Origin of the sequence: Xanthomonas sp. LMG 12462, assembly GCF_009192885.1 — a bacterium.
Classification (GTDB): Bacteria; Pseudomonadota; Gammaproteobacteria; order Xanthomonadales; family Xanthomonadaceae; genus Xanthomonas_A; species Xanthomonas_A sontii.
Genome location: NZ_NMPP01000069.1, coordinates 1 through 12,441, shown reverse-complemented (window position 1 = coordinate 12,441; position 12,441 = coordinate 1). Strand labels below are relative to the sequence as shown.

The 12,441-nt window shown below is 68.7% G+C and carries 9 protein-coding genes; 3 read left to right on the top strand and 6 right to left on the bottom strand.

Annotated elements, in window-relative coordinates; translation table 11 throughout:
• Nucleotides 1–1,014, top strand: a 1,014-nt coding sequence (gene epmB, locus CEK69_RS15730) for an EF-P beta-lysylation protein EpmB (protein ID WP_152246612.1), incomplete at its 5' end; no start/stop codon positions are given.
• A gap of 60 nt (nt 1,015–1,074) precedes the next feature.
• Here epmB and CEK69_RS15725 read toward each other — a convergent pair.
• The 3 genes from CEK69_RS15725 to CEK69_RS15715 form a co-directional block, all read right to left on the bottom strand.
• On the bottom strand, nt 1,075–3,219 hold the full coding sequence (locus tag CEK69_RS15725) for an EAL domain-containing protein (RefSeq protein ID WP_152246610.1): 2,145 nt from the start codon (nt 3,217–3,219) through the stop codon (nt 1,075–1,077).
• On the bottom strand, nt 3,216–4,106 hold the full coding sequence (locus CEK69_RS15720) for a phosphate/phosphite/phosphonate ABC transporter substrate-binding protein (RefSeq protein WP_148829539.1): 891 nt from the start codon (nt 4,104–4,106) through the stop codon (nt 3,216–3,218). The genes CEK69_RS15725 and CEK69_RS15720 overlap by 4 nt, the downstream gene beginning before the upstream one ends.
• 178 nt (nt 4,107–4,284) lie before the next feature.
• Nucleotides 4,285–5,043 (bottom strand): RNA methyltransferase, encoded by a 759-nt coding sequence (locus CEK69_RS15715; protein ID WP_017914286.1) that lies wholly within the window; start codon nt 5,041–5,043, stop codon nt 4,285–4,287.
• Nucleotides 5,044–5,161: 118 nt separating this feature from the next.
• Between CEK69_RS15715 and CEK69_RS15710 the strand changes: the two genes are divergently transcribed.
• Together CEK69_RS15710 and CEK69_RS15705 are read left to right on the top strand one after the other, a co-directional pair.
• A complete protein-coding gene (locus tag CEK69_RS15710) occupies nt 5,162–5,989 on the top strand; it encodes an inositol monophosphatase family protein (protein ID WP_026144017.1) in 828 nt (275 codons plus the stop codon).
• Between the two features lie 482 nt (nt 5,990–6,471).
• Complete coding sequence (locus CEK69_RS15705) at nt 6,472–8,619, top strand: methyl-accepting chemotaxis protein (RefSeq protein WP_152246608.1); 2,148 nt, start codon at nt 6,472–6,474, stop codon at nt 8,617–8,619.
• Between the two features lie 237 nt (nt 8,620–8,856).
• Here the strand turns inward: CEK69_RS15705 and secF are convergent, their stop codons facing one another.
• From secF to yajC, 3 genes are all read right to left on the bottom strand, one after another.
• Entirely contained in the window at nt 8,857–9,822 is a 966-nt protein-coding gene (gene secF, locus CEK69_RS15700) for a protein translocase subunit SecF (RefSeq protein ID WP_017910687.1), read from the bottom strand.
• Between the two features lie 73 nt (nt 9,823–9,895).
• Nucleotides 9,896–11,740 (bottom strand): protein translocase subunit SecD, encoded by a 1,845-nt coding sequence (secD, locus tag CEK69_RS15695; protein ID WP_152237865.1) that lies wholly within the window; start codon nt 11,738–11,740, stop codon nt 9,896–9,898.
• A 56-nt stretch (nt 11,741–11,796) separates the two neighbouring features.
• Nucleotides 11,797–12,141: a preprotein translocase subunit YajC gene (gene yajC / locus CEK69_RS15690; protein WP_017910689.1), complete on the bottom strand. Its 345-nt coding sequence runs from the start codon at nt 12,139–12,141 to the stop codon at nt 11,797–11,799.
• Nucleotides 12,142–12,441 lie beyond the last annotated feature (300 nt).

Below are 12,441 nucleotides of genomic sequence, written 5' to 3'. Positions count from 1 at the left end.
ATGCAGCCGTCCCCGCCCCTGCCCGCCGCCGCGCCGCCGCGCTGGCAGCAGGCCTGGCGCGACGCCGTGCGCGATCCGCGCGAGCTGCTGGCCCTGCTGGACCTGGATCCGCAGGCGCTGGGCGTCTCCGAACAGGCTGCGACGCAGTTCGCGCTGCGCGTGCCGCGCAGCTTCGTCGCACGCATGCGCCCGGGCGATCCGCACGACCCGCTGCTGCGCCAGGTGCTGCCGATCGACGACGAGCAGCGCGTGGTGGCCGGCTTCGCCCTCGATGCGGTCGGCGACACCGCGGCCAAGAAGGCCGACGGGGTGATCCACAAGTACCGCGGCCGCGCCCTGCTGGTGGCCACCGGCAGTTGCGCGGTGCACTGCCGCTACTGCTTCCGCCGGCACTTTCCCTATGCCGACGAGACCGCCGCGCGCGATGGCTGGCGCACGGCGGTGGCGGCCATCGCCGCCGACCCCAGCATCGAGGAAGTGATCCTGTCCGGCGGCGATCCGCTGTCGCTGGCCACGCCGAAACTGGTCGAACTCACCGAGGCGCTGGCCGCGCTGCCGCAGCTCAAGCGCCTGCGCATCCACAGCCGCCTGCCGGTGGTGCTGCCCGAGCGCGTCGATTCGCCGTTGCTGGCCTGGCTGCGCACGCTGCCGTGGCCGCTGGCGTTCGTGATCCACGCCAACCACGCCAACGAATTCGATGCCGGCGTGGATGCCGCGCTGGCGCGCCTGCGCGAGGCCGGCGCGCACCTGCTCAACCAGGCGGTGCTGCTGCGCGGGGTCAACGACAGCGTGGAGGCGCTGGCCGCGCTGAGCGAGCGCAGCTTCGCCGCCGGCGTGCTGCCCTACTACCTGCATCAACTGGATCGGGTGCAGGGCGTGGCCCATTTCGAAGTGGACGATGCCACCGCACTGGCCCTGCACCAGGCGCTGGCCGCGCGCCTGTCCGGCTATCTCGTGCCGAAGCTGGTGCGCGAGATCGCCGGCGATACCGGCAAGCGCCCGTTGCTGCCCTGACCCGCCTGGCCGGGACCGCAGCAGGCACAGCGCACGCCGGCCACGACGCCGCAGCGGCGATCACGCGCTGGCGGGCGGTGCGTCCTCGTTGGCGAGCAGTTGGCGGAATTCGTCAGCGCTGAGCGGGCGGCTGAGCCAGAAGCCCTGCCCCAGTTCGCAACCGCGCTCGCGCAGCAGCTCGAACTGGGTCTCCTGCTCGATGCCTTCGGCGACCACGGTGATGTCCAGCGAATGCGCCATGGCGATGATCGCCGTGGTCAGCGCCAGATCGTCCGGATCGCGCTGCAGGTCGGCGACGAAGCTCTTGTCGATCTTGACCCCGTCCACCGGCACCTGGCGCAGGTGGCTCAGGCCGGAGAAGCCGGTACCGAAGTCGTCCAGCCAGACCTTGACGCCGGTGCGATGCAGCCGCGCCAGCATGCTCGCCGCCTGCAGCTCGTCGCCGATCACCGCGGTCTCGGTCAGCTCCAGATGCAATTGCGCCGCCGGCAGCCCGGACTCGCGCAGGCATTCGGCCACCACTTCGGGCAGATCGCCGCTGCGCAACTGCCGCGGCGAGACGTTGACCGAGACGAACAGGTCGGCGCTGCCGTCGGCGCGCCGCCACTGGGTGGCCTCGCTGCAGGCCGCGCGCAGCACCTTGGGGCCGATGCTTTCGATCAGCCCGCTCTGCTCGGCCACGTCGATGAACACCGTCGGCGAGATCGTGCCCATCGCCGGATGCTGCCAGCGCAGCAGCACCTCGACGCCGACCATGCGCCGGTCCTGGGTGCGGAAGATCGGCTGGTAGGCCAGCTTGAGTTCGTCGCGCTCCCAGGCGCCGCGCAGCTCGTGCTCCATGTGCACGCGCCGCTCCACCGCATAGTCCATCGCGCGGCTGTAGAAGCGGTGGCAGTTCTTGCCGGCCAGCTTGGCCTGGTACATGGCGATGTCGCCGTTCTTCAGCAGCGCCGAGGCGTCCTCGGCATCGCCCGGGTAGACAGTGATGCCGATCGAGGTGCCCATGAACACCTCGCGGCCCTGGATCCGCAGCGGCTCGCGCAGTTCCTGCACCAGCCGCTGCGCCAGCGCGGTGGCGACCTTGGCCGCCTGCGCATCCTCCACCAGGATCACGAACTCGTCGCCGCCGAAACGCGCCAGCAGCGCATCGTCGCCGCCCAGTTGCTCCACCGCCAGCTGGATGCGCCGCGCGAACTGCAGCAGCGCCTCGTCGCCGGCCTCGTGGCCCAGGGTGTCGTTGATCCGCTTGAAATCGTCGATGTCGGCGAACAGCAGCGCCAGCCTGCGCTGCGAGGCGCGCGCCGACAGCATGCGATGGTCCAGCGCCTCGCGGAACGCGAGCCGGTTGGTCAGCCCGGTCAACGCATCGGTGTAGGCCATGTGGCGCACGTCGCGGTCGTGCCGAGCGATCGCCTCGCTCATCCGCCCGAACGCGCGCAGCAGTTCGCTGACCTCGTCGTGGCGGCCGCTGTCGCGGCGCTCCACCGCATAGTTGCCGGCCTCGATCTGGCGTGCGGTCGCCGCCATCCAGCGCAACGGCGCCACCAGCGTGCGCTGCACGTAGACCGCCACCATCGCCGCGGTCAGGCCCAGGGCGGCCAGCAACAGCAGCAACCAGCCGAGATGGCGCTTGCCCAGTGCGCCCAGGCGCTGGTCCAGGTTCTGCCCGGCCTTGCGCTCGTACTCCTGCGCGCGTGTCCAGGACATGCCTACCCGCACCCCGCCCACGCGCTGGTCGCCGATCATGATCGGCATCGACACGTCGAGGAACTCCGGCGACTCCTGCGCCAGCAGGCCTTTGGCGCGGATCGCGGCGTCGGCCATCGGCCCGCGCATGCGCTGCCCGTAGCCCACCAGGTCCTTGCTGCCGTCGTGGATCAGCCGCCCGTCGGCGTCGTAGACCAGCACGTAGGCCACCGCCACATAGCCCAGCGCCCCACGCACCTGCGCGCCGATCGCATCCAGGTCGGAGTAGTACACCGGGTTGGCCAGCGAATCGGCCAGTTGCCGCGCCAGCGATTCGCCGCGGGTGCGCATGCTGCTGTCGAACAGGCTGTGGATGGCGTTGCCGCTGAGCGTGCGCACCTCGCGCTGCATCGCCGCCTGGCGCTCCAGCAGCAGGGCCAGGATCGCCATCACCAGCAGCGCAGCCACGCCCATGGCCAGCAGGAACCTGGCCTGCAACCCGAAACGCATGGTCTTCATTCCACTTCCAGCCTCACCCGCGCCACGCCGGCGCGCAGGGCATCCAGGCGTTTCTGCGACGCCGGATCGATCGGGTAGAAGCCGGAAGTCCCGAAGAACTGGCGCAGCGCCGCGCGCCCCTGCGGATCGTCGGCGGCGTGCAGCAGCACCTCGCGCAGGCGCGTCTCCACGTCCGTGGGCAGATCGCTGCGCACCATCTCCACCGCGCGCGGATACGGTTCGCTGCGGTAGATCACCCGGAAGTCGCGGCGGAACGCCGGGGGAATGCGGCGATCGTCGTCCCAGTCGAGACTGCTGAACGCCCCGGCATCCACCAGGTGCTTGTGCACGAAAGCGGCGATGTTGAGTTCCGAGCGTGCGAACACGTAACCGACCGTTTCCGCCGAGGGCTGGTCCTTGGTCGAGAGCAGGATCTCCGGATGCAGGCCGCGCTCGAACAGCGTCATCATCGGCACCAGGTAGGCGCTGGTGGACAGCGTGCTCTGCAGCGCCAGCGTGCGCCCCCGCAGATCCGACAGGTCGTGCACCGGCGCGTCCTTGCGCACGAAGAATACGGTGTGGTACTGACGCACGCCGTTGCGCTCGGTCAGCAGCAGCGGCTTGGCGCCACCGCGCTGCTCCAGCGCCATCGCGGTGGCAGCGGTCTCGGTGACCCAGTCGACCCGGCCGCGACGCAGGTAACTGCTCATCTGCTGGCTGTCGCGGGCCATCAGGATCTGCCCGGAGGTGATGCCGACCTCGCGCATGCGCGGCACCACATAGTCCAGCAGCGGCTTGAGTTGCTCGTAATGGGCCTTGGGATTGTCGCTGATGCGCCCCAGCACCAGGACCGAGGGCCGCGCGTGCACGGACGCGGGCCAGCAGATCGCCAGCGCCAGCCACACCACGACCACCCGCCAACGCGAACTGGACAAACCACGATCCCCAAGTAGACCTTGCAAAGCCTAGCCGAAAGCGCATGCCGGTGACAGCGTCACAGAATGGCGCCTGCCGCGCATGCAGTCCGCCCTGGGCGCACGCGTCGGCGCGCGCGCCGCGATGGATGCCTTCGCGCCTTGCCTGGCCTCAGTTTCCGGCCTGCCCGGCGAGTCGCGCCATGCGCTGCGCATCGGACAGCACGCCGCGCAGCAGGCGCACTTCCTGCTCGGTCAGCTCGGTGCGCAGGAACAGCCGGCGCAACTTGCGCATCGCCGAATCCGGGGCGCGGCCCTTGTGGAAGTCGATATCGTCCAGGGTCTCGGCCAACTGCCCGAACAGCCCTTCCACCTGTGCGTGGCTGGCCGGTGCCTCGCGGAACCCCGGTGCCGGCGCCGGCGCGGGGGCGGCGCCGCGCAGCTGCGCCAGGCGCAGTTCGTAGGCCAGCACCTGCACCGCCGCGGCCAGATTGAGCGAGCTGAACGCCGGATCGGAGGGAATGTGCACGGCCGCATGGCACAGCTGCAGTTCCTCGTTGGTCAGGCCGGTGCGTTCGCGCCCGAACACCAGCGCCACCTCCGCCGGTTCGGCGCTGGTCGCGGTCAGGCGCTGCGCGGCATCGGCCGGCAGCAACTCCTCCAGCGACACGCGGCGGCTGCGCGCGGTGCAACCCAGCACCAACCGGCAATCGGCCACTGCGTCGGCCAGCGCCGGCAGCACCGGCGCTTGCTGCAACAGATCCTCGGCCCCGGCAGAACGCCGGTAGGCCTCGGTCTCCAGCTCGCATTCCGGCGCCACCAGCACCAGCCGCGACAGCCCCATGGTCTTCATCGCGCGCGCCGCCGCGCCGATGTTGCCGGGGTGCTGGGTCCCGACCAGGACGAAGCGGATACGGAGGGAATCGGTCATGGCGGCACGGCAGGCGAAGCGAACGGGGGCGTAGATGGTAAACTGTGCGGCCGGCCTTGGCGCCGGACTGCTCTTTTCCTCCTCCAGACCCACCTCCGCCTTCTCGGGAGCGCTTGCCATGCAAAAACCCGCCGTCACCGTCATGGTCAAGGCCGCCCGCCTCGCCGGCAACGTGCTGTTGCGCCACATCAACCGCCTGGAAGCACTGAACGTGGTGCAGAAGGACCGCATGGACTACGCCAGCGAAGTCGATGCCGATGCGGAAAAGGTGATCGTCAAGGAGTTGCGCCGCGCCTACCCCGACTACGGCGTGATGGGCGAGGAAAGCGGCGTGCAGGGCGGCGGCCGCTACATGTGGGTGATCGACCCGCTCGACGGCACCAGCAACTACCTGCGCGGCTTCCCGCACTACTGCGTGTCGATCGCCCTGGTCGAGAACGGCGAGCCGGTCGACGCGGTGATCTTCGACCCGCTCCGCAACGAACTGTTCACCGCCAGCCGCGGCAACGGCGCCGTGCTCAACGACCGCCGCATCCGTGTCAGCGAGCGCAAGGAACTCAACGGCGCCATGGTCCACACCGGCTTCGCGCCGCGCGAGCGCAAGCGCACCAGCCCCCAACTCAAGTGTGTGGATGCGCTGCTGGTGCAGGCCGAGGACATCCGTCGCACCGGTTCGGCGGCACTGGATCTGGCCTATGTGGCCTGCGGCCGCAGCGACGCCTACTTCGAAGCCGGCGTGAAGGCCTGGGACATCGCCGCCGGCGTGCTGCTGGTGCGCGAGGCCGGTGGCCGCGTCACCGATTTCAAGGGCGGCACCCTCGGCCGCATCGACGACCGCGGCCCGCAGCAGTTCCAGGTGGTCGCCGGCAACCTCAAGGTCGGCGACGCGCTGCAGAAGCTGATCGTCAATACCGGCTTCGCCGGGGAGTTCGACGCGAAGTTCTGAGCGAGGCGACCGGCGCCACGCCGGCGCAGCGACACCGCAACAACAGAAAAGCCGCGCACTCGCGCGGCTTTTTTTATGTCCGTCATCCGCCGATCGGACCGGCGCACGACCTCCGCACAGATCCTTTCGCAGCATCCGCCTGGCCTCGCGCAGAGGAGCCGCCATCCAGGAAATCCCGTCGAACGCAGAACGCACGGGCCGTTTTGCCGTCACGCCGCACTCACGCATTGGACGCTGCGCGCTTCACTCCTGCTTGATCGGCGCTTGCGTAGAAAACGGCACACGACGCGCTACGTGCAGGCAAAACGGCATGTGCGATGCGCCCGACGCAATCGGCGAACGCAGCCCTAAAGATCCACGAAACGCGGCCGATACCGATGCGGGTCTTTGCCCGAACTTCCCCGCTGATCCGTGCCTGCATTGCCGTCCCTGCGGCAATGGAGCCGATAGCGCCGCTCTCTCGCATCTTCCGGAGATCTCGCGTGTCCTTCCATCATCTCACCGTCACCAAGCGCCTGGCAATCGGCTTCTGCGGCGTGATCGCCATGTTGTTGCTGGTCGGCATCACCAGCCTGATCGGCTTCCGCAAGTTCACCAGCGCGGCAGCGCTGGACGCGCACACCTACAAGGTCATCACCCTCGGCGACCGCATGCTGGTGAGCCTGCTCAACATCGAGAGCGGCGCGCGCGGCTTCGCCCTGACCCGCGATCCGTCCTACCTGGCGCCACTCGAACTCGGCGAACGCGAGTTCAGCGCGCAGTGGCAGGAGTCCAAGCAGCTGACCGCGGACAACGCGGCGCAGCAGGCGCGCCTGCAGACCCTGATGCAGGACTACACGCAGTTCATGGCGACCAAGCGCAAGGCGGTGGAACACATGCGCACCACCGTGGCCGACAGCGACGACGCCCAGCTGGACGCGTTCCGGAGCGTCGGCAAGCAGCAGATGGATGGGTTGCGCGACACGATCGGTCAGTACGAGAACGCCGAGCGCGCCCTGCTGCAGGTGCGCAAGGCCGAGAGCGAGGCGCGCGCGCAGTCGGGCGAATGGACCAGCCTCGGCGGCATGCTGATCGGCATCGTCGCCGCCATCCTGCTCGGCCTGCTGGTCCGCAACAGCCTGATGCGCCAGCTCGGCGGCGAGCCCGCCTACGCAGCCGACGTGGTGCGCCGCATCGCCAGCGGCGACCTGTCGCAGGACGTGCGCCTGCGCACCCAGGCGCCGTCGCTGCTCAACGACATGCGGCAGATGCAGGAGGAACTGCGCACGGTGATCCAGGCGCAGACCGAGATGGCCAAGCAGCATGACGCCGGTCGGATCAGCTTCCGCATGGACGAGTCACGCTTCCCGGGCGACTACGGGCGCATGGTCCGCGACACCAATGCCCTGGTGCACAGCCATATCTCGGTCAAGCAGCAGCTGATCGCGCTGATGGGCGAGTATGCCGAAGGCGATCTGAGCCGCGACCTGGAGCAGTTCCCGGGCGAGAAGGCGATCCTGACCGAGACCATGGCCAAGGTGAAACGCAATCTCGGCGCGATCAACGACGAGATCGACCTGCTGGTGCGCGCCGCCGCGCAGGGCGACTTCTCCCGCCGCGGCAATGATCAGCGTTTCCGTCACGCCTTCCGCGGCATGGTCGCCAACCTCAACACGATGATGACGGGCACCGAGACCAATCTGGCGGCGCTGTCGCAGCTGTTGCGCGCGATCGCCGCCGGCGACCTGACCCAGACCATGCAGGGCGAGTTCCACGGCGTGTTCGCGCGGATGCGCGACGACGCCAACGCCACCGTCGCGCAACTGACCGACATGGTCGGCCGCATCCAGCAGGCCGCGGCCAGCATCGACACCGCCGCCGGCGAGATCGCCAGCGGCAACGACGATCTGTCGCGCCGCACCGAGCAGCAGGCCGCCAGCCTGGAGGAAACCGCCGCATCGATGGAGGAGCTGACCGCCACGGTAAAGCAGAACGCCGAGCATGCGCGCCAGGCCAACCAGCTGGCCGCCGGAGCGGCCTCCGTGGCCTCGCAGGGCGGCACGGTGGTCGGACAGGTCGTCACCACCATGGACGGCATCGAGGCGGCCTCGAAGAAGATCGCCGACATCATCGGCGTGATCGACGGCATCGCCTTCCAGACCAACATCCTGGCACTCAATGCCGCGGTGGAAGCGGCACGTGCCGGCGAGCAGGGCCGCGGTTTCGCCGTGGTCGCCAGCGAGGTGCGCACCCTCGCCCAGCGCTCGGCCAGCGCGGCCAAGGAGATCAAGACGCTGATCGACGACTCGGTCGAGCGCGTGAGCGCAGGTTCGGCGCTGGTCGCCCAGGCCGGCACGACGATGCAGGACATCGTGGCCTCGGTGCAGCGCGTGACCGACATCATGGGCGAGATCGCCGCCGCCTCGCAGGAGCAGTCGGCCGGCATCGAGCAGGTCAACCACACCGTCACGCAGATGGACGAGACCACCCAACAGAACGCCGCCCTGGTCGAGGAAGCCACTGCCGCGGCACGCGCGATGGAGCAGCAGGCCGGCGACCTGGTGGAGATCGTCGGCCAGTTCCAGGTGCGCAGCGAGACCTATCCGATGGTGGCGCAACTGGTGGCCCGCGCCACCGCCAACGCGGCGTAGCGCGGACGCCCTGCGCGGCACGCACGCCACGGAGGGGATGGGACCGTCATTGACGGCCCCATCCCGCGCACGGCAACCCGGCCGACGTTGCGCTGCACCCACCCGACGCCCCCAGCGTCCGCACAAAGAAAAAGCCGCGCATCCGCGCGGCTTTTTTGTTCGCAGGAGGGAGTGCTTCAGGCCCAGGACGTCACGCTTTCGCGAATCCCCATTCCCGAATCCCCACTCCCGGCCCCATCAGGGCCTGCGCGCCAGCGCCTCGACGTCCTTCGACTTCGGCAGCAGGTCCTGCTTGGTGACCTGGAACGGCCCGATCGACAGCAGCGGCACCGCCACGATCACCGAGGACACCACCACCACCACCGCACCGATCATGTGGGTCAGCGCCAGGCCTTCCATCGACTCGCCGCCGTAAAGGTACAGCGCCAGCGCCGACAGGAAGAACATCACCGCGGTGATCACCGTACGCGACAAGGTCTGGTTGATCGAGCGGTTCAGCACCTCGATCGGCTCCACGCGCAGGCTGCGGAAGTTCTCGCGCACGCGGTCGAACACCACGATGATGTCGTTGATCGCAAAACCCATCACCGACAGCAGGCCGGCCAGCACGGTCAAGTCGAACTCACGGCCGGTGACCGACACGTAGGCCACCGTCACCAACAGGTCGAACAGCGCGGTCAGGCTGGCCACCACCGCGAACTTCCACTCGAAACGGAAGGCAATGTAGATCAGGAAGCCGACCAGCATGAACACCGTGGCGTAGACACCGTTCAGCGCCAGGTCCTTGCCGACCTGCGGGCCGACGAACTCGCCCGGCTTGACCGTGGCCGGGTTCTGCGGCGTGCTCACCGCCTTGCGCACCTGCTCGGCGAGGTTCTTGGTGATGTCCTCGTTGTTGTGCTCGCCCTGCGGCTGCAGGCGGATCACCACCTCGTTGCCGCTGCCGACGTTCTGCACCTGCGCATTCTCGAAGCCGGCCTTGGCCAGCTGTTCGCGCACCTGGTCCACGTCGACCGGCTTCTGGAAGCTGGTCTGCACCAGCGCGCCGCCGGTGAACTCCAGCGCGTAGTTGAAGCCCTTGGCGAAGATCACCGCGAACGAGGCCAGCGCCAGCACCAGCATCAGCACCAGGGTCGGGTGCCGCCAGCGCATGAAGTCGATCTTGGTGTCGTTGGGGATCAGGTGAAGCGGGAAGATTTTCATTGGAGACCGCTCTGCGTTTTTTTGGACCCCGCGCCTGTCGGCGCGGGGACGTGCGGAAGGTGGCGTGCGTGGCTCAGATGGCCACGGACTTGATCTTCTTGCGACGGCCGTAGATCAGCACCGCCAGCGCGCGCGACACGGTGATCGCGGTGAACATCGAGGCGAAGATGCCGATGATCATGGTCAGCGCGAAGCCCTTCAGCGGGCCGGTACCGAACGCGTACAGCGCCACGCCGACGATCAGGCCGGTGAGGTTGGCGTCGAGGATGGTGCCGCCGGCCTTCTCGTAACCGGCCGCGATCGCCGACTTGGGCGGTACGCCCAGCCGCAGTTCTTCGCGGATACGCTCGTTGATCAGCACGTTGGCGTCCACCGACAGGCCCACCGACAGCGCCAGACCGGCGAAGCCCGGCAGGGTCATGGTGGCGCCGAACAGCGACATCACCGAGACCACGATCAGCAGGTTCATCAGCAACGCGACCGAGGTGATCAGGCCGAACATGCGGTAGTACACGCTGAAGAACACCAGGGTGAACAGGAACGCGTAGACCACCGCGGTGATGCCGCGCTCGACGTTCTCCGCGCCCAGGCTCGGGCCGATCACGTATTCCTCGACGAAGTCCATCGGCGCGGCCAGCGAACCGGCGCGCAGCAGCTTGGCCAGGTTCTCGGCCTCGGTCTTCTCCAGGCCGGTGGTCTGGAAGTTCTTGCCGAACACGCCGGCGATCCGGGTCGGCGCCAGCGCCTCCTCGTTGACGCGCACGCTGCGCACTTCCTTGCCGTCGACCATGGTCACGGTGGGGATGCGCTCGATGTAGACCACCGACATCAGCTTGCCGGTATTGGCGCTGGTGTAGTCGAACATGCGCTGGCCGGCGGCGTTGTTGAGCGTGACCGCCACGGCCGGCATGCCGTTCTGGTCGGTGCTGACGGTGGCGTTGACCATCTGGTCGCCGGACACCAGCACGCGCTTGCTCAGCAGCACCGGGGCGCCGCTGTCGCGCAGGCGGTAGACCTTGGCGTCGGGCGGGATGTTGCCGCTGCGCACCGCGTCCTCGGCATTGCCGTCGACCACGCCGCGGAACTCCAGCGTGGCGGTGGCGCCGATCATGCGCTTGGCCTCGGCGGTGTCCTGCACGCCCGGCAGCTCGACCACGATGCGGTCGTCGCCCTGGCGCTGGATGATCGGTTCGGCCACGCCCAGCTGGTTGACGCGGTTGCGCAGCGTGGTCAGGTTCTGCTCGATGGCGCCGGCAGCGATCTGCTTCAGCTCGGCCTCGGGCACGGTCACGGCGATGGTCTGCCCGGACACCGCGTAGCTCAGGGTCGGCTGCGCCTTGGCGATGGCCGCGCGCGCGGCGCTGGCATCGACGCCCTCGCCCAGGCTGACCTGGATGCTGTTGTCGGGACGGCGCTCGACCGAGCGGTAGGCCAGACGGTTGTCGCGCAAGGTGGTGCGGATGTCCTCGGCGAAGGCGTCCAGGCGCTTTTCCAGCGCCGCCTTCTGGTCGACCTGCAGGGCGAAGTGCACGCCGCCGACCAGGTCAAGACCCAGCACCATCGGCTTGCCGCCCAGGCGCGACAGCCAGTCCGGCACGGTCGAGGCCAGGTTCAGCGCCACCGTGTAGTTCTCGCCCACCTGCTGGCGCAGCACGTCGTTGGCACGGGTCTGCGCCTGCAGGTTCGGCAGGCGCACCATCAGGCTGTCGCCTTCCTTGTCGACCAGCTTCGGGGTGATCCCGGCCGTCTTCAGGTCGGCGAGGACCCGCTCGCGCAGGGCGTCGTCGATCTTGCCGCCGCGGCTGGCGGTGATCTGGACCGACGGATCCTTCTGGTACACGTTGGGCAGCGCGTACAACGCGCTCAACGCCAGCACGATCAGGATGAGGACATACTTCCAGCGCGGAAACTCGAGCATTGCGGGACCCCGCACGACGCCACGCCGGCGTCGCGCCTAGCAGTAGGAGAAATGGATCAGGCGGACTTCAGCGTGCCCTTCGGCAGGACATTGCCGACGGCGCCCTTCTGCACGCGGATGCGCACGTTGTCGGCCACTTCGATGGTGATGAAGTTGTCGCCGATGTCGGTGACCACGCCGGCCACGCCGCCGGAGGTGATGACCTCGTCGCCGCGGCCGAGCTTGTCCAGCATCGACTTGTGTTCCTTCTGGCGCTTCATCTGCGGCCGGATCATCACGAAATACATCACCGCGATCAGGATGATGGGCAGCAGGAACATCTGCAGGCCACCACCGGCCGGGGCGGCGCCGCCAGCGGTCTGCGCCTGGGCGACGGGAATCAGGAAATCGAGCGGATTCATCGGGTACGTCCTATGGTTTGGGCAGCCCGACGCCCTGGGGCACGGACCGCTGGTTTGCCTTGCGGCAGCAAGCAGCCGCCGATTATGCCACGATCTTCCCCTTGCCCCCGGAACGGCCGCCGCGCCCCTCCCTTCTCCCTGCGGGACCCACGGCCCCCTTCTCGGGGGAAGGTGCCGCGCAGCGGCGGATAAGGGTACGGGCGAAGCCTCGTATCCTTTCGACTGCACGAGGCTTCGCCCGGACCCTCGTGTCACTTGGACTGCACGAGGCTGCGCCCGAACCCTCACCCCCGCCCCCTC

Excerpts from the sequence above, each read along its gene's own strand:
- CEK69_RS15725 (WP_152246610.1), bottom strand. The coding sequence starts at position 3,219 with ATGAAGACCATGCGTTTCGGGTTGCAGGCCAGGTTCCTGCTGGCCATG.
- CEK69_RS15715 (WP_017914286.1), bottom strand. The coding sequence starts at position 5,043 with ATGACCGATTCCCTCCGTATCCGCTTCGTCCTGGTCGGGACCCAGCAC.
- CEK69_RS15710 (WP_026144017.1), top strand. The coding sequence starts at position 5,162 with ATGCAAAAACCCGCCGTCACCGTCATGGTCAAGGCCGCCCGCCTCGCC.
- secF (WP_017910687.1), bottom strand. The coding sequence starts at position 9,822 with ATGAAAATCTTCCCGCTTCACCTGATCCCCAACGACACCAAGATCGAC.
- secD (WP_152237865.1), bottom strand. The coding sequence starts at position 11,740 with ATGCTCGAGTTTCCGCGCTGGAAGTATGTCCTCATCCTGATCGTGCTG.
- yajC (WP_017910689.1), bottom strand. The coding sequence starts at position 12,141 with ATGAATCCGCTCGATTTCCTGATTCCCGTCGCCCAGGCGCAGACCGCT.